The organism is Duganella sp. BJB476, from assembly GCF_003416895.1.
Classification (GTDB): Bacteria; Pseudomonadota; Gammaproteobacteria; order Burkholderiales; family Burkholderiaceae_D; genus Rugamonas.
Window position 1 is genome coordinate 1,641,054 of sequence record NZ_QVIO01000001.1, and the last position, 17,120, is coordinate 1,658,173.

Below are 17,120 nucleotides of genomic sequence, written 5' to 3' on the forward strand. Positions count from 1 at the left end.
ACGCGTTTTGCGCGGTATCCGACGCGATCCGTCCGACATCACTATAATGAGCCCGTAATGATAATGCTTTAATCGTCAAATTATTGGAAATTATGTCTTCTTGGAATGAACTTTTAGCTCAGCAAGCCCAGGCGCTGACCACCACCCAGCTCGCCGTGGGCTTTGTCGCGCCGATCAGCGACCAGGGCCTGATCGCGCTGGACGGCGAGGAATCGGCCAGTTTCCTGCACAATCAGCTGACCAACGACGTCGAGCACCTGGGCCTGGGCGAAGTCCGCCTGGCCGGCTACTGCTCGCCCAAGGGCCGGCTGCTGGCCTCGTTCCTGATGTGGCGTAACGCCAGCACCATCTTCCTGCAACTGCCGCGCGAGATCCAGGCGCCGGTGCAGAAGCGCCTGGCGATGTTCGTGCTGCGCGCCAAGACCAAACTCAGCGATGCGAGCGAACTGCCGGCCAACCAGGTTGTGCTGGGCTTGGGCGGCGGCATGGCCGAAACCGCGCTGCAAAACTGGTTCGACCCGCTGCCGGCGCAACCGTTCACCAAGGTCGACCATCCGCTGGGTACGCTGATCCGCGTGGCCGATGCGTTTGGCGCGCCGCGCTACCAGTGGCTGATGTCGGCCGAAGTCGCGCAGACGGTGGCGCCCGAGCTGGCCGCCAAGCTGTCGGTGGGCCGCACCGATGCCTGGCATTTGTCGGAAATCCACGCCGGCATTCCGCAAATTACCAAGGCTACGCAGGAACAGTTCGTTCCGCAGATGATTAATTTCGAGCTGCTGGGAGCAGTCAATTTCAAGAAGGGCTGCTATCCGGGCCAGGAAATCGTCGCCCGCAGCCAGTATCTGGGCAAGCTCAAGCGGCGCACCACGCTGGTCAGCATCGCCGACGCGGCCGCTGCGGCGGGTGTTGAAGTGTTCGCCACCGCCGATCCCGAGCAGCCATGCGGTATGGTCGTCAACGCCGCCCCCAACGGCAAAGGCGGCATCGACGCGCTGGTCGAAATGAAGCTGGCCGCCATCGAAGCGGCCTCGGTCCGTCTCGGCTCGGCCGGCGGCGCACCGCTGGTCTTCCTCGACATGCCATACGTGCTGGACCCACTCGACCTCTAGCATGGATCTCTACATTTACTATCAGGTCAAGGATGCCGACGCGGCGTCCTTGCTGGCGGCGGTCGTCCCGATGCAGGCGGCGCTGGGCGCGCGGCATGGCGTCGCATACCAGCTCAAACGCCGTCCGGAAACCAAGGATGGCAAACAGACGTGGATGGAAGTGTATGCCGCCACGCCGGCCGGCTTCGCGTCCGCGCTGGATGAAGCCGTCGAACTGGCCGGCTTGTCCGCCTGGACCGCCGGCCCGCGTCACACCGAATTGTTTATGGATTTAGTCACATGTGCCTGATCGTTTTTGCCTGGCGGGTCATCCCTGCGGTACCGCTGGTGGCAGCCGCCAACCGTGATGAGTTCTACCAGCGCGCCACCGCGCCGGCGGCCCCGTGGCCGGAACATCCGCAGATTTTCGCCGGCCGCGACTTGCAGGCCGGCGGCAGCTGGATGGGCATCACCCAGCCGGCGGCGGGCAGCAAGGCTTCGCGCTTTGCCGCCATCACCAACATCCGCGCACCGTCCGAACACCGCGACAACGCGCCCTCGCGCGGCCACCTGGTGGCCGACTACCTGGCCGGCAACATGACGCCGCAGGAATACGTCGACGCCATCCGCGCCGACGCCGGCGCCTACAACGGCTTCAACCTGGTGCTGAGCGACGGCGACACGCTGATCTGGTTCTCCAACCGCGGCGACGACGACCCGCGCAACGGCAAGCCCTTGGAACCAGGCGTGTACGGCCTGTCGAACGCGCTGCTGGACGCGCCGTGGCCCAAGGTGCTGAAGACCAAGGCCCAGTTCGCCAGCCTGCTGTGCCTGGGCGCGCCGGACGACGCCTACTTCGAAATGCTGGCCGACACCACGCCCGCGCCCGACCAGCGCCTGCCGGAAACCGGCGTGCCGCTGGACCTGGAACGCATGCTGTCGGCGGTGCGGATCGAAAGCCCGAGCTACGGCACCCGCACCTCCACCGTGGTCAAGCTCTACGCCGACGCACCTGCGACCTTGCAAGAGATGCTGATACACTAGCAAGCAGACCTGTTTGCGCAAGGCCAGCCCGGCCCGCCGCAGGCTTATCACTTGCCGAACGCCTATGCGTGTACCGCCGTTGTTGTCTGCGCTGTTGCCTGTTACTTTCCTGGCCCTGCTGGCCGGGCAAGCCGCTGCTGCCTGCGCGCCGCTGCGTTTCGGCTACACCGACCAGGCCGTGCCACCCTACTATCTGGGCGTCGGCCCGGACGAAAACAAGCCAGCCGCCGGTGCGCTGGCTGAACTGACCCGCGAAGCGGCCGCCAGCGCCGGCTGCACCACCGTGATGCTGCGCATGCCGCCGCCGCGCCTGCGCCTCAGCATGGAAAGCGGCAAGATCGACGCCACCTCGCTGTTCTCTCCCGATGTGGTCGGCCCCTCGCCGAATATCGTCTACCCGCTTAACAAGCACGGCAAACCTGATCCCACCCGCGGCATGGCCTTGTACAGCGTGGTGTTTGTGCGCACCAGCGATCACCTGGCCAAGAACGGCGACCCGGCGGTCGTCATGCGCGGCCGTATCATCGGCCTGTCGCATGGCGCGCCGCACATCAAGGTGCTGCGCGAACGCGGCGTCGAGGTCGACCAGGGCGCCGCCAATCCCGACACCAATTTCGAAAAGCTGCGGCGCCACCGCATCGACGGTTTCGCCGTGTCCCTGGCGTCGCAGGACGATATGGACGCCACCGTGGCGGCGCGCTATGGCAACGAATTCACCCGGCTCAACAAGCCCTTGTTCTCGACCACCGCCTGGCTGGCCCTCAACAAAACCTACTACGAACAAAACCGCCAGCAGGCCGAAGCCATCTGGCAATGGTATGGCACGCATGGCCCTGCCCGCCTGAGCGCCCTGCTCAAAAAGTACGACAACTAGCCGCCTCCGGCTGTGTTGCGTTTATGGCCGGCCCCGCCGTAAATTGTTTGCACCTTGCTATCTTGTTGCGTAAAGTGCTCTGTTAGAAACAAAACGCTAGCAACACGCAATCCTGTTTTCTGTCATTCAGGAGGGTTAGCATGAGCCTGTCGATCTCGCGCCGCAGCACATGGCACACTTTGGGGGCGTGTGGCATGGCGCTCGGCAGCCAGGCCGGCTGGGCGCAGGACGGCGCGCCAGCCATCCCGTCCGTGCAGATCACCGGCACCCGGCTGGCCTTGCCCGGCGCGGAATCGCCATCGCCGCTGCAAATCCTCAGCGCGGCCGACATTGCCGCCTCCGGCGCCACCAATCTACAAGAGCTGCTGCAAAAGAACCCGACGCTGGGCGCACCCGCCTTCAGCCGCGCCAACTCCAACTTCCTGCCGACCGGCGGCGGCATCGCCACCGTCAACCTGCGCAACCTGGGCGAGGCCCGCACGCTGGTGCTGGTCAACGGCCGCCGCTTCGTGGCGGGCGTGTCCGGCAGCAGCGCGGTGGACCTCAACGCCATCCCCACCGACTTCATCGAGCGCGTCGAGCTGATGACCGGCGGCGCCTCGGCCACCTACGGCTCGGATGCCGTGGCCGGCGTCATCAACATCATCCTCAAGCGCAACCTGAGCGGCCTGAGCTTCGACGCAGGCGGCGGCCGCAGCAGCCACGGTGACGACTTCAAGAAAAAGCTGGCGCTCAGCTACGGCTTGAACAGCGCCGACGGCCGCAGCAGCCTCATGGCCAACCTGGCCTACAGCCGCCAAGGCGCGGTGTACTCGCGCGACCGCGACATCTCGGCCGATGACCAGATTTCCAAAATACTCAGCAGCGGACAGGCGTCCGATGCGTTTGTGGCGGTGCGTAACTATTCGTCGGCCGCGCCGCAGGGCCGCTTCTTCTACAACAAGGATGCCGCCGGCAAGGCCGGCAACTACACCTACGACCGCAACGGCAACGTGATCCCCTGGTCGACCAATGGCGACGCCAGCCTCGGCCTGGCAGCGACCGGATTCAACCGCTCGGCCTACCGCACCATCGCCGTGCCGACCGAGCGCTACCTGCTGGCGCTGGACGGCGAACACGCTTTCACGCCGGCCGTCACCGGCTTCGTCGAAGCCAACTACAGCAGCACCAAGGTGCGCACCATCATCGAACCGCTGGCTTTGTCTTCGGCCGATTTCTACAAGAGCAGCAACGGCCAGGTGCCGGCCGAGACCATGGTCAACGGCATAGCGGTGCGCAATCCGCTGGTGCCGCAATACCTGTTCGACCGCATCACCGACACCACCGGCGATGGCCTGCGCGACTACAGCTTCAGCCGCCGCCTGGCCGAAGTGGGCAACCGCCAGGCCGGCATCGACCGCGACACTTCGCGCCTGGCCACCGGCCTGAAAGGCACGCTGGACGGCTGGCGCTACGACAGCTATCTGGTCTACGGCAAAACCCGCGAAAACCAGCGCGCCGACGGCCAAGTCGACCTCCAGAAATTCCGCAACGCGCTGCAAGCCATACCCGACGCCAGCGGCGCGGTGGTCTGCGCCGACGCGGCGGCGCGCACACAGGGTTGCGCGCCGCTCAACCTGTTCGGCTACAACACGATATCGCCAGCCGCGCTGGCCTATGTGACGGTACCCAGCACGCTGGCCGTGGAGATCACGCAGAAGCTGGCCGGCGCCTCGGTCAGCGGCGAACCCTTTGCGCTACCGGCCGGTAAAGTCGGACTGGCGGCGGGCTTCGAATGGCGCAAGGAAAGCTCGTCCAGCGTGCCGGACGCGCTGACCCAGGGAGGCCTCAACTCCGGCGCAGCCATCCCCGCCACTGCGGGCAGCTTCTCGGTGCGCGAGTTCTTTGCCGAGGCCCGGCTGCCGCTGCTCAAGGACTATGCATACGCGAAGGACGTGAGCTTCCTGGGAGCGTTCCGTTCCGGCCACTACTCCACCGTCGGCACCGCCAACAGCTGGAACGCCGGCTTTGAATGGCGGCCGGCCGACATGGTGAAGCTGCGCGCCACCCGGGCGCTGTCAACCCGCGCGCCGAATATCAACGAGCTGTTCCTGCCGCCCAGCCAAGTCTTCCCGACCGGCATCGTCGATCCGTGCAGCGGCGTCACGGCCAGCTCACAGGGCGCGCGCGACAGCGCCTGCCGCGCCGACGCCGGGGTGATGGCCAACATCGCCGCCAACGGCAAGTTCACGCTCAGCCAGACCGATATCCAGGCGCTGAGCGGCTTCAACCGGGGCAACCCGGACCTGAAGGCGGAGCAAGGCAGGTCCAGCACTGTCGGCGTGGTGCTCACGCCCGGCAAGTTCACCTTCACGGTCGATTACTTCGACATCAAGATCGCCGACGCCATCATCGCCACGCCGCGCCAATACGCACTGGACCAGTGCTACAACGCCGGCAACAGCAGCTTCTGCAAATTCATCACGCGCCGCGCCAGCAATGCCGGGGCATTCAGCGCCGGTGCGCTGACCTATGTGGACAGCGCCGTTTCCAACAGCGGCGGCACCGGCACTTCTGGCGTCGACCTCACCGGCGCCTGGGCCGGCCAGCTGGGACCGGGGCGGCTGGCGGTACGCCTGGCCTACACCTACTTGAAGGAGTTCTACGCCATCCCGCTGCGGGGCGCGCCCGCCGACCAGTCAGCCGGAGAAGTAGGCTTCCCCCGCAACAAGGCCATGCTCAACCTGGGCTACCAGTGGCAGCGCTGGACCGTCAGGTCAACTACCAGCTACATCGGCGCCTCGGCGCTGGACGACCAGTTGCTATCGCAGTTCAAGCTCGCGGCAGGCAGCGTCAAGGTTGGCGCCAAGACGGTCAACGACTTCCAGTTCAGTTACGCGCTAAAGAAGACCATCTCGCTCTACCTCGGCATCGACAACGCTTTCAACACCAAGCCCGCGCCGGTGATCAGCGGCCTGACCGGCGACACCATCGGCACCGAGACCAACGCCAGCGTCTACGATCCGATCGGCCGCCGCTACTACCTCGGCGTGCGCGGCAATCTTTAAATTGCAAGGAATGCTCATCTTTACTAGCTCAGACCTGAGCTGGCACAACGCGTCAGATGACAGGCGGCTTCCGCCTGTGGATTCAGTCTTACATTTTATTTCCAATGGATTTCCCATCCAGACTCGGCAATGAACTGAGACACAGCATCCAAAGTCTCGACCCACGAGTCAAAAGCTCCGTGTCGGTTTGGGCCATCACTACCGTCCCACCATTCATGGATAAGATAGCTGGCCGCGTGAAGGCGCGCGGTGGTCAATTCCATCCACTAAGCGGACGCCGAGATACCCTAAAGTAGAGAATAGATCGTCGATGCAATGAGACAGAGGAGAGCCACCGCGGTCATCGCCCCTAGAACCTTGGTTTCCGTGCTTCTCTCCTCGCCCTTTCTTTGCCTATTATTTGACAGCGCCGCGCTTGCATCGCTGCCGAGCATGGACGCAATTCGTGCGTTCGATTCCGAAATAATACCGGCCGTGCTGAGCAGGAGAAACAGCATGGACCAGTCGAAGCCGTGCGTCGCTAGCATCCAGGCCGAAATTAACAACCCGATGAAGCAAAGAATCTTGAATGAGATGGCGATAACTCTTAATTTCTTGGATGGATTATTCATTTGAGATCGGACTTTCAATTATTTGGCAAGGTTTTCGAAATGTAAACTTATCGTGTCAGAGCATCAAACAAACACACATCTTCTCGTTCCGCAAAATAGCTCGCATTGTATGCGAACGGTTCGATCTTGCGCGCAATATAATCGATATAGTATGTTGCATCGACCGGTTGAATCCGCACCCTACTGCGGACGGTCAGCGAGTGGTATGTTTGTGGCACTTTGGACCGAACTTTGTCAAAGTGCGCGCACTTAACTTTGTGAATATAAAGTATCAACCAAGATACCAATCGTCCTCACGAAAAATCGGGTCAAATATGAGCGTATCCCCACCGTGTCCATCCCAACCGTAAATCCTTGCGGCTTGCCCGAAGCATTGTTGAATCCATTTTCTATCCATTTCCAAGTTTGGAGGAAAATCGTAAAAACTGACTTCGAAGATATCCCTCCCACTGCTGCGGATATCGAACCAGTGCCGCATAAAATACAGTAAGTAATGATTAAGCATACCGGTATCTCGAGAGAGTGCGCCAGTTCGGAACATGAATGCGTTGCGCTGGCGGTCCTCGGCAAGTCGGAAATTATCGATGCTTATTCTGTCGACACGTTCGGCCACAGGGGTGTTTTTCGCTAAGGCCGATAATTCAGAAATTTCCCTAATAGTCGGATATCGGTTGATATGAAACGTCATCTATGAGCAGTTCCTAAAGAAGATAGATAGATAATATCCAGGCAATAGCAAGGGATGTTAACGGCAGCGTCCGCCAATGGCCGATTACCGACTAAAGCATGTGTTACTTTCGCTTCCAGGTCGGCAAAAAAAGAATAACAACCCCGAAAAATAGGCCGAAGAAAATGTTACGAGTCCAGTCGAATTCCCGATGCGATGTAACTGAGTAAATGAGTCCACCGATTTGACTCCCCATGAATCCCCAAAGAAAGTGTGATATAGGTTGTTTTATAATTTTCATACTTTTAAAAATTCAAAGAAATTCGGCACTGAACGAATTATGGTAAAACTTCAAAGAGCCACACAAGCTTGAGTCCGTCCGTTATTGGCCGAATTGTGACTGCCGCTAGAGTCCGACGCCCCAGCGTAATACCCTAGCCTTTTCAACGCGCTGTGTTTTCGAAATATCAACGACTATGGCAATGTCATATTCAGTCCAAAGGAATCGTCCTACTTTGTGCTCAAGCGCTAAGTGAGCATTGTCCATATCAGGGCCAGAGACAAAACAATGCAGGTCCAAACCGCGAGCGAAAAAGAATTGTTTGGCTTCTTCGAGACTTGCGCCGGACGGTAGATTCGTTTTGATTTCACCTTCCCAGTATGCCTGTCTTTCATCAACTCGAACCGTTGTACACCCACTGAAGCACAGCAGCATAAAGCTGGCACAACCTGCATAAAACAAGCGAATCGCTATTTTTTTCAAGGTAGTCTTCTTTCGTGCCGAGCGTCAAACGCACAACAAATTTAGTGGGGGCGCAACCGTCCGGCTTTGGCCGGTCCCGGCCCAAGTCAACAGGATACCAGCTTGCCGAAATGAAAATATCACACATTCCCACAATACGATGATGGTAGCGCCGCGAACACGCATAGTAGGACTCCGGCCAAAGGAGGTCTAACATCGATAGCGAAAGTGTCCGTCATGCTAAGGGAAGGCCACAGGCTATCGCTAGTTCGACTGAAGCAGTTTCCACCCCAGTTGTTCGCGGATGCGTTCGGGCGTGACATATGGCCTGGGATCGCCACTCGGCAATGGGACGAAGGTACTGGCGTCGCCTGATGGTGGGCTGGATGGTTTCGGTTCCATGATCGGTACTCCCATTGGCGGCAAGCGGCGCTCGCCTCGGATTCAATTTAGGCGACACGGGCCGGAAGCGGCATCAAGGAAACCCGCTACTTCGTGTCGGTCTTCCCCATATGAATTACCGTAGGGGTTCCCCTACTTTGCTGTACAGTCAATAAAAAGTGGCCGTTAGCCGTAAAACTATTGATTCGCAAACGGATTATGTCGACTGAGAAATATTCATTTTTCAGTCATAGATTTCACGCCAGCCATAACAGCCGAAATAATCATGTGAAGCAACGTGAAGAGGCAAAACAAGACACTGACGAGCAGGATGATGATGCGTGCTTGAGCTCCCTCATCTGTGAAATAAACAAGAGAAACCACACCAACTAATACAACGTTTATGCAAACGAAGCCGAGAAGTCTTTTTCCAGGTGAACAAGTTCGGCGAACGAAATAAGCTATACATGGAATGCACATCACGATAAATAGAACAATAATCTCAGAACCCATTTCATCCTAATTTGTGAGTTAAGGGGAAAATGTAAAGTTAGATTTTTTGGCCGAGTGCATTCCATCGCCGACTGACCGGAGGAATCCACAGCCGCCTACGGACTGTATCCATTTATCGGTTTGAGCACGCAAGCATTTTATACGGCTGCTTCGCGATTACACGAACCAGCTGCGCTGTATGCCACTTTCTCGCTGGACCTTCACCCATCTGCATGTTTGAGATTTGAATGGCCGCAGTGCCTTCTAGCCCGCAGAACCTTTTTAAGTCAATTTTCTTAATTGCCTCCTCGATTCCGAACTGTCGAACTGCACTATCTTCGTTGGAAAATCCTAGTGTTAACCGCTTTTTTTCTGGCCAAGAAATGCGCATGAACACTTCGCCCCCTTCATCAACCAAGTAGCGTCCCTCCACGTTGAATACATCCACACCACGTTCCTCTAATATTATTTTATCAATTTTCGGTTCGGTATCGTATCCGATTTCAGAGCCCAATGAAAAAGCGCAAGGAATCGCAAACGCTAGCCTGATCAAGTACGCGATGAGCCGTCGACGCATAATTAATATCATCTGCGCATCATTTCATTGTGTTATGAGCGACACCTTCTGGCCGCATTAACCCAGTCCTCAACTTCCAATTCTGGCCGGTTGCGCCAGGAGAAGCACTTATCTGCTAGCGAGCGCATATTTAATTTCGTTACTTATTAAGGCAACCTCTTTTCGGCTCAAAGACTGCCACCACATAAGTAGCAGACCGAGCGTGATAGTGGGAAGTGGCAGAAATAAAATACTTCCCAATGCATCAGACACCGCCACAGTTCGATTGATAAGGCCGATTAAGCCGGTAGAAATTGAAATCAATGCAAAAAGTAGCATGGCGCCTGAAAACAGTATCGTGATCATTGTGTTATATGTGGAAACACGAAACTCCCCAACAAGTCGCACCCGTTGACCATCATCCTGGAGTCGTCCGGAAAACATATCACCAGATGCGCGCTTGAACTCTTCCAATGGAGCTTTCAGCACAATACTTTCATCCTCTACATGCCCTAGCAATCCATCGGTAATCATGCCACAGTGGTGTGGAGACAATAAATTTCTCAGCCGCACTAATGACTGTTCTTTATTCCAGCAGCTTGGAAATTCGACAAGTATTCCTCGCCCCAATGATTCCAACAATCGTTCTCTCATTCATGTCCTATCAAGCGAATTTGCTGAGCCAAGATCTTCATCGAGGTGCTTACCCTACGTTAAACATCGTCTGTTAATGGCCGGTTACAGGCACAGGCAACTAGTCCTTCTTCGCCGAAAATAGAACCAAAGGCAGAGCAATAATAAACGCGACTATCACGGTAGTGATCACTCTATACCAATCGAGGTGCGAAAAGCCATTTAATAAGCCACTGTAGATAACAGCTCCAGCACCCGCGCCCGCAGGGGCGCTTATGAGAAATTTCTTGTTCATATACGCTTCTATTTAATAAAAATCGCCTACGATAAAGTCGGCTGTTGGCCGGTTTTCGTCATATCACGCTGGACGGAACTCAAGTAAAGATTTAAAGAACCGTAATGCACGATTAATGTCATCTTGCGTATCACCATCCCATTCAAGTGTTTCCGCAAGCTCGTTCTTCAGATTTTGAATCCTTCTTTCAATGTCTTGAAACTCTACCCGCCCACAATCGGCCGCGATAGCTTGCCACTGGGCTTCCGGAATCGGTTCCCAAGAACAGCTCGCTAGTTCGGCGATGCTAGAAGCTTCGCTCCCAGCTACTAACAAACCATCCGCCCAATCGATGTAATCATTCGTGGCAAGCATTCGGTCCAATCTTTTGAATGCGAGTTCGATGAAATCCATTGTGAATTACTCATTTCGAGAAAAAATTGAATGGCTGCTAGTGGCCGCAAACAGTCTAGGCATTTAGCTTGCCAAGATTTCCTGCGCCAGTTCTGAAACGCCTTCAAGTTGCTCGCCAGCCGATGGGTTACTACACAGGCGCTCAAGGTCCAAACGCAGTTCTGCGGCGAGTTCCGGCGACTGACTTACAACACTAACAAGAATACCGTATTTCCACACATTGTCGTCGGTCGCAAGTACGGCTTTTATGAACGGGGCGAGAGGCGCACCTACATCAATCAGGAATGGCCGGAAAACGCCCGCCACGGGCCAATTAATGTCCTGCAGCCATTCTAGAATATCGGGCATTACCGGCAAGACCTTTTCCCAGCCAAGCGAAACAAGCGTTTCTGCGCTTGCTATGTCGTACTTATCACATGGGAGGCCGAAATCTCTGCTCATTTATCGCCTAAAAGTCTTCAATGGTGTCCGTCTGGTTATGGCCGAAGTCAGCCCAATTAGCGATGTGATTGCTTTTCTGTTGATTTGCAGTGAAATCTGACCCAGTTTGCCGCATATTTTGCAAACCGAACTGACCCACGTTTAAGACACAATCCTGCTCATCACATTGAGCGGGGAATTGGAGTGATCGACGTGGCATTACTAGGCATTATCCGACGCTGGCACATTCGCGACCAGGTCCCATTGAGAGAGATCGCCAGGCGATTGGGCATCTCCAGAAACACCGTCCGGCGCCATCTGCGCAACGGAACCATAGAGCCAGCCTACGCTGAGCGGCGCTCCACCCGCGCCATCGACAAATACGCGTTCCAGCTTTCAGCACTCCTCAAGTCCGAGGCGGCCAAGTCACGCAAGCAGCGGCGCACGCTGAAACAGGTGCACGAGGACTTAAAGGAATTGGGGTTCGAGGGGTCTTACGACAGGGTCGCAGCGTTCGCGAGGACATGGAGAGAGGGTCAAACTGAGAGGGTCAATCCGGCCAGCAAACGAACATTCAACCCAGCAAACAGGAAAGGAGGTCACGCACAACTTAGCCCCCGCATAACCCCGAAGAAGTAAACTGAGAGAGGGTCAGTATTCGATGCAAATCGCGGGTCAGAATCAAACGCAAACTAACACCGCAAACGCTACATTTGACGGTTTCACCAAAATAGCGAACCGGATTCCCTTTCAGCGAAGGAAAGTGCAGCCGGTGCTTGTAATTCCCATACAAGGCGCGAGTGCTAACGCGGCTCTGAAAAAGGTTCTTGCAGCGCGTCAGCTCATTTGGAAACCACTGCAAACCGTACGATGTGTAAACGTCGAAGTGCGTTAAAGCGACCATTTCTCCTATTTCGGGAGGAATACGCTTGAGTTTGCTTCCGTAGAGCGAGACTTTCCTGACTTGCTTCAGTCTGGCGATTGATTCAGGTAATGTCTGGATACCGGCGTATAGTTCAGGGCCGAGTACTTCAAGAGGTGAAAACTCTTCTGCCCCGCTCTCTTCAAGGTGATCGATATAGCGGCAAAGAGCTTTCCAAGCATCGCTGGTACGATCTTGGACTTCATTTTCGATCGGGGAGACATGTCGGTTAAATTTCATTGCATCGTGATCGGTGATTGCACTTTTCTTGTCATTATTTTTTGCCTGACCTGTGTGATGGGCCGCTAGTGGCCGACATGAGACTATTTGAGGACAACAGTTCGAAAAATCTCATACGCAACAAGAGCGAAAAACAAGTACGCAAACCAAGGAACCAAAAAATATGGAACCATCGGAATGCGAATTACCTTATCCAATATCATATATACTGTGGAAAAAGCAAAAGCGGTAGCGAGCAACCAGTTCTTTTGTTTAATGAAGAGACCTACGCATGTTACCGTTCCTGCCAAACCAATAATCGTTGAAATCTGCATTTTAATTAATTGATGGAAATATATTTTCCTCAGAATACCACGATGGAAAATGGCCGTCGATACATTGCTTACCTCAGCAATGTCTGTACTTGGCCGCTACACGTCATAGCTAAATGCCGTCACCTGCCAGCTAGGCTCTAACCGGAGGCGGAAGCCATAAGGGGCCGGGCGGGTAATATCGTAACGCCCAGCGAATAAATTGGCCGCCGCGAATTCGATGAATTTTCCATCCTTACCGGCGACCACTCTCGCACCCGGACTACCTAAGAGATTCAAGAATATCACTGGCTCGATGACTCCCTCACATCGAATAGTTAGCTCCACGTCACCCGCCATCGGCCAAATGGTGAGAGCTAAATTTAACGGACGACGTTCGACTGAATAGCTATAGGAAATGCCATACTCCTCACCTACAGGCACGACGCCTAATGCATCAAGAAAATCTAACGGTTCCCAAGAAAATTCTGGCATTCAAATTCCGATAAACTGTTGAAGGTCCGTTGTTGGCCGATTGTACTCGGTCACGTCGTTGACGCAGCCGCCGCGTTGCTGACATTGGTTCTGTCATTGATAACATGGTCGCGCCAGCCGTGGTCCCAGCTCACTTCGCCGCGCTGCGCCTAACAAGCTCATCTCGATGCTCGAAGAAGCGCATGTTTTTCATTGCAAAAGTAGTTCCACACTTTGTACACGTACAAGCCTTTGTGTCGGTAAAGGTACTCTCCTCGCCAACCGCACCGCATTCCTGACATTGCCAGACCCATGGGAATTTTTCGGAGAGAGGTAAAGTGCAAAGGGCGATGAACTGCTGCGCGACCGTGCGTATACAGTCATCGGATTTCTTAAGGTCCAGTTTCAGTCTCCGTGGCTAGATGTGCAGGTCAGCTACCCGCTGTCTGCAACTGGCCAATTTCAGCCAACCCAAGCGTGCTTACGAATTTCGTTTAAACATTGAGCATATCGACTTCATTAACGGTCCAAACGAAGGCCATGGTGGGCCAGCGCCTTTCGTAGGCTCCCAGAATTCCTCCGGCCGAACCACCACCGGAGAGCTATCGGGTGGATCAATCAATAAGTAGAATACTGGCCCTGCAATAGGAACAAGAGTCAAAATCAGATATGCAACTCGAGCGCCCCTTGAGTAGCGCTGCGTTAAGATGCGCCTCCAGGCGAAGCCTGTAGTTAGCAAAGAGGCGGCAGCAAGAAAGAAATAGCCCATATATTTCTTAGATATCGAGTTGAACATCCGCTGCTGGTTGGTTAAAGCCGCCTAAGCGTCAATCGCAGGCCAGATGACGGCTTGGGCTACGATAACGCTTTTCCCATTAAACGTCACCGATGGCGAGCCGTAAAGCACGTAACCTAGCGCAAGCGCCTCGCTAACGCGCCCGCAAAATTTTGCATCGTCAGGCCCCGTTAGCACTCGATAAATCGGCAAATTGTCTGGTGGTACTTTCATCGTTTCCTTTCGCTTGCTGAAGCGGCTGCTTGTGGCCGTGAGGCGTCCACGAACTGCCTCACCGGGTTAAACCCATTACCGACAGTCACTCTAGCCCAGGCGTTTGTGTTTGCGTCGTTATATCGGCTGCGACCATCGCCGCTTCGCATCATTCAACAACGCGCACAGTTCTTCCGCCGATTTGCTGAAGTGATTAGGCAACGCGCCCTCCATTCCAGTCAACGATGATGAAAATTGCCTACCTGCGCGCGCCTTATTGTAGGTCGATGAGTATTTTATTCCGATGAGCTTGGTGGTGGAGAGTCCGGTCCTTATCCCTCCTACATAAAAGGTCTCGACATCGCTCCAAGCCAGCTTTATCGGCTTGAACAACGTTTTCATCTCGACGCCATTTTTGTCGATCTTCAGTCGGATGGCATTGGGCATCAGCATGTAAAGCGACACCAACAGGCACAGGCCAAAAAACACCACTGCACCCCAGCCGTCATTGTCCCCGCTTCTAATCATCGCTACGCCGATGGCGACAAACGCGGTGGACCCAAGGAACACCAGCGCTGCCTTCATCTTGTTGCCCGAAACGACAATTACGTCTGAATCCACACGCGTCTCCAAATTTGGTTTTCATGCTGCGTCTTATTGGTCGAGCATTACGAATGCCCGAATGTGGCCGAACTCGGCCGGCGGCGTTCAGGATAGCAGCTTGCTTATCTGCAAAACTCACAAATTCCCACTTCGGCTGAAGCCGCCCCAATTCGGACATTCAATTTCATTTTGCACCCGCGCGCAGGACATTCCCGCTGACGTCCGCGCCAAACACCAAACCGGAGCAACACAAGCCGGCCAGCACGGCGCTCCACCAGTTCAAATAGCCCAGGCGCCGACACAGCCAAAAGATCAGCCCTGCAATCAGCGCCACTTCGATCAGACTCAACGGCAAGACCTAGATCGCACCCGCGCCGAAGGCTAGGCTAATCACGATGCAAGCGAGGAAATAGGCCGTGAAGGCGCGCGCTATTGTTACTGCTGCTTCATGTAGGCAACCAGCTGGTCGAGGGCCTTGCCCCACCCCTCCTGGAAGCCCATCTGCTTGTGCGCTTCGACGGTGGCTTCGTCCTTGTGGCGGGCGCAGGCGATGTAGCGGGTGCCGCCGTTGGGCAGCGGCTCCATCGTCACCACACCGGTGATGAAGGCGTTGCCGGTCGGACGAAAGCCGGGTCCCAGTGCATCGGTCCAGGTCAGGCGGCGGTTTTCCACCACTTCCAGATAGCAGCCGCGGTTGTCGTGGCGCTCGCCGTTCGGGCCGGCCATCACGGAACTGAACAAACCGCCGGGACGCAGGTCGCAATGCGCTTCCAAGGTCTTCCACGGCGACGGCGTGAACCAGTTCACCAGATGCTCCGGCTTGGTCCAGGCGGCCCACACCAGTTCCGGTGCGATGTCGATGTCGCGCTCAAATACCAGGTCCAGCTTGGGATCGAAATTCTCTACGATGTGCGTCATGGCTGTGCTCCTTAAAAGGTGAACTGCATGTTAATGTGGGCAATGCCGGCCTCGAAGAATTCGTCGCCGTCGATGGCGAAACCGTGGCGCTCGTAAAACGGCGCGGCGTGCGATTGCGCGCTCAGCACTACCTGCTTGTCGCCACGGGCGCGCGCCTGCGTCATCAGCACTTGCAGCAAGGCGCCGCCAACGCCGCTGCCGCGCGCGACCTGGCGCACCGCCATGCGGCCGATGTGGCCGTCCGGCAGCAGGCGGCCGGTGCCGACCGGCGTGCCGGCGGCATCGTAGGCCACCGCGTGCAGGCAGACCGCGTCCATGTGGTCCATTTCCAGTTCGGCGGGAACCTTCTGTTCTTCGACGAAGACTTCAAAGCGTATCAGCTTGGCGTCGGCATTGAGGGCGGTCCAGTCTCCGGTACGGATGTCGTGCTTGGCGGTGTTGGTCATCGGCGTGCAGGCTAGTTGGGGGAAGCAGGATTGTCGCATGCAAGGTGCCGCTCAAGGAAGTCCACGCACACGCGCACCTTGGCCGAACTCGCCAGCCGTTGCGGATACACCGCCCAGACGTTGGCGTCCTGCGTGTACTCGGGCAGCACCTGCACCAGGTCGCCACGGTCCAGGTGCGGCTGCGCATCCCAGCGCGAACGCAGCACGATGCCGGCGCCCGCCACCGCCCATTGCAGCGCGATCTCGCCGTGGTTGGACGACAGCGGCCCTGTCACCTTCACCGCGATCTCGTCCTGCGCGCCGCTGCGCAAGCGCCACACGCCGAACGGCATGTCGCGCTCCTTGATCGCAAGGCAGTCATGGCCGGCCAATTCCTGAAGCGTGCGCGGCGTTCCGCGCCGTTCCAGATACGACGGCGCGGCGCACAGGATGCGGTGGTTGTCCATCAGCCGGCGCGCGATCAGGTTCGGCGCGATGTCGTCGCCAACGCGGATGTCCAGGTCGAAGCCCTCGGTGACGATATCGACCAGCCGGTCGAACACCTCCAGCCTGACCTCCAGCGATGGATGGGCCTTGAGAAGTCCGGCAATCGCCGGCGCAACCACGTTGCGGCCGAAGCCGAAGCTGCTGCTGACGCGCAGCAGTCCGCGCGGCACGCCCTTGCGTTCGGCGACATCGTCGAACAGGCTGTCGAGGCTTTCCAGTATCGTCAGCGCGCGGGCGTAGACCTGCTCGCCATCCTCGCTGAGCACGACCCGGCGCGTGGTCCGGTGGAACAGCCGCACACCCAGTGCGTCCTCCAGTATGCCGATACGCTTGCTGACATAGGCCGGCGACATGCCCAGTGTCTCCGCAGCGCCGGCAAAGCTGGACTTGCGCACCACCGCCACCAGCACCCGCAGATCATCATTTTCTATCTTATTGTTCACGGTACGTGTTTTATTGGCTCACATTTCAACACATTCTAAACGAAGCGGATCGCGCTATCCTTCTCTT

The 17,120-nt window shown here is 56.6% G+C and carries 21 protein-coding genes; 6 read left to right on the forward strand and 15 right to left on the reverse strand.

Going from position 1 to position 17,120, the window contains the following annotated elements:
• Positions 1–92 precede the first annotated feature (92 nt).
• From D0T21_RS07245 to D0T21_RS07265, 5 genes are all read left to right on the forward strand, one after another.
• Entirely contained in the window at positions 93–1,109 is a 1,017-nt protein-coding gene (locus tag D0T21_RS07245) for a folate-binding protein YgfZ (RefSeq protein WP_116993866.1), read from the forward strand.
• 1 nt (position 1,110) lies between these two features.
• A complete protein-coding gene (locus D0T21_RS07250) occupies positions 1,111–1,398 on the forward strand; it encodes a DUF4936 family protein (protein ID WP_116993865.1) in 288 nt (95 codons plus the stop codon).
• A complete protein-coding gene (locus tag D0T21_RS07255; protein ID WP_116993864.1) occupies positions 1,389–2,132 on the forward strand; it encodes an NRDE family protein in 744 nt (247 codons plus the stop codon). The genes D0T21_RS07250 and D0T21_RS07255 overlap by 10 nt, the downstream gene beginning before the upstream one ends.
• Before the next feature lie 64 nt (positions 2,133–2,196).
• Positions 2,197–3,006, forward strand: coding sequence for a hypothetical protein (locus tag D0T21_RS07260; protein WP_116993863.1), 810 nt, complete (start codon positions 2,197–2,199; stop codon positions 3,004–3,006).
• Positions 3,007–3,146: 140 nt separating this feature from the next.
• Complete coding sequence (locus D0T21_RS07265) at positions 3,147–6,053, forward strand: TonB-dependent receptor domain-containing protein (protein WP_116993862.1); 2,907 nt, start codon at positions 3,147–3,149, stop codon at positions 6,051–6,053.
• Positions 6,054–6,340: 287 nt separating this feature from the next.
• Here the strand turns inward: D0T21_RS07265 and D0T21_RS07270 are convergent, their stop codons facing one another.
• The 7 genes from D0T21_RS07270 to D0T21_RS07290 all read right to left on the reverse strand — a co-directional run bounded on the left by D0T21_RS07270 (position 6,341) and on the right by D0T21_RS07290 (position 11,264).
• A complete protein-coding gene (locus tag D0T21_RS07270; RefSeq protein ID WP_116993861.1) occupies positions 6,341–6,664 on the reverse strand; it encodes a hypothetical protein in 324 nt (107 codons plus the stop codon).
• Positions 6,665–6,935: 271 nt separating this feature from the next.
• On the reverse strand, positions 6,936–7,352 hold the full coding sequence (locus D0T21_RS07275) for a hypothetical protein (protein WP_116994313.1): 417 nt from the start codon (positions 7,350–7,352) through the stop codon (positions 6,936–6,938).
• Between the two features lie 385 nt (positions 7,353–7,737).
• Complete coding sequence (locus D0T21_RS31565; RefSeq protein ID WP_147328037.1) at positions 7,738–8,094, reverse strand: hypothetical protein; 357 nt, start codon at positions 8,092–8,094, stop codon at positions 7,738–7,740.
• Between the two features lie 985 nt (positions 8,095–9,079).
• Complete coding sequence (locus D0T21_RS07280) at positions 9,080–9,523, reverse strand: hypothetical protein (protein ID WP_147328038.1); 444 nt, start codon at positions 9,521–9,523, stop codon at positions 9,080–9,082.
• 108 nt (positions 9,524–9,631) lie between these two features.
• Entirely contained in the window at positions 9,632–10,156 is a 525-nt protein-coding gene (locus D0T21_RS31570; protein ID WP_147328039.1) for a hypothetical protein, read from the reverse strand.
• A 337-nt stretch (positions 10,157–10,493) separates the two neighbouring features.
• Complete coding sequence (locus D0T21_RS07285; RefSeq protein WP_199538631.1) at positions 10,494–10,823, reverse strand: hypothetical protein; 330 nt, start codon at positions 10,821–10,823, stop codon at positions 10,494–10,496.
• A gap of 63 nt (positions 10,824–10,886) precedes the next feature.
• A complete protein-coding gene (locus D0T21_RS07290) occupies positions 10,887–11,264 on the reverse strand; it encodes a DUF5071 domain-containing protein (RefSeq protein WP_116993858.1) in 378 nt (125 codons plus the stop codon).
• 192 nt (positions 11,265–11,456) lie between these two features.
• On the opposite strand from D0T21_RS07290, the gene D0T21_RS07295 reads away from it, so the two are divergent.
• Positions 11,457–11,882, forward strand: coding sequence for a helix-turn-helix domain-containing protein (locus D0T21_RS07295; RefSeq protein WP_373995377.1), 426 nt, complete (start codon positions 11,457–11,459; stop codon positions 11,880–11,882).
• Here D0T21_RS07295 and D0T21_RS31575 read toward each other — a convergent pair.
• From D0T21_RS31575 to D0T21_RS07330, 8 genes are all read right to left on the reverse strand, one after another.
• Entirely contained in the window at positions 11,854–12,405 is a 552-nt protein-coding gene (locus D0T21_RS31575; protein ID WP_147328040.1) for a leucine-rich repeat domain-containing protein, read from the reverse strand. The genes D0T21_RS07295 and D0T21_RS31575 overlap by 29 nt on opposite strands.
• 410 nt (positions 12,406–12,815) lie before the next feature.
• Positions 12,816–13,190 carry a hypothetical protein gene (locus D0T21_RS32380; RefSeq protein WP_229211371.1) on the reverse strand — a complete coding sequence of 125 codons (375 nt, stop codon included), beginning with the start codon at positions 13,188–13,190 and terminating at the stop codon, positions 12,816–12,818.
• Between the two features lie 799 nt (positions 13,191–13,989).
• Positions 13,990–14,178 carry a DUF1737 domain-containing protein gene (locus D0T21_RS07310; protein WP_116990685.1) on the reverse strand — a complete coding sequence of 63 codons (189 nt, stop codon included), beginning with the start codon at positions 14,176–14,178 and terminating at the stop codon, positions 13,990–13,992.
• 117 nt (positions 14,179–14,295) lie between these two features.
• Positions 14,296–14,778, reverse strand: coding sequence for an STM3941 family protein (locus D0T21_RS07315; RefSeq protein ID WP_147328041.1), 483 nt, complete (start codon positions 14,776–14,778; stop codon positions 14,296–14,298).
• Between the two features lie 166 nt (positions 14,779–14,944).
• The gene (locus D0T21_RS32015; protein ID WP_158567978.1) at positions 14,945–15,109 is read right to left on the reverse strand and encodes a hypothetical protein; all 165 of its coding nucleotides are present in this window, start codon (positions 15,107–15,109) and stop codon (positions 14,945–14,947) included.
• Positions 15,110–15,195: 86 nt separating this feature from the next.
• Positions 15,196–15,678: an SRPBCC family protein gene (locus tag D0T21_RS07320; RefSeq protein WP_116990687.1), complete on the reverse strand. Its 483-nt coding sequence runs from the start codon at positions 15,676–15,678 to the stop codon at positions 15,196–15,198.
• A gap of 11 nt (positions 15,679–15,689) precedes the next feature.
• Positions 15,690–16,124, reverse strand: a complete 435-nt coding sequence (locus D0T21_RS07325; protein ID WP_116990688.1) for a GNAT family N-acetyltransferase — start codon at positions 16,122–16,124, stop codon at positions 15,690–15,692.
• Between the two features lie 11 nt (positions 16,125–16,135).
• Positions 16,136–17,053: a LysR substrate-binding domain-containing protein gene (locus tag D0T21_RS07330; RefSeq protein WP_116990689.1), complete on the reverse strand. Its 918-nt coding sequence runs from the start codon at positions 17,051–17,053 to the stop codon at positions 16,136–16,138.
• Positions 17,054–17,120 lie beyond the last annotated feature (67 nt).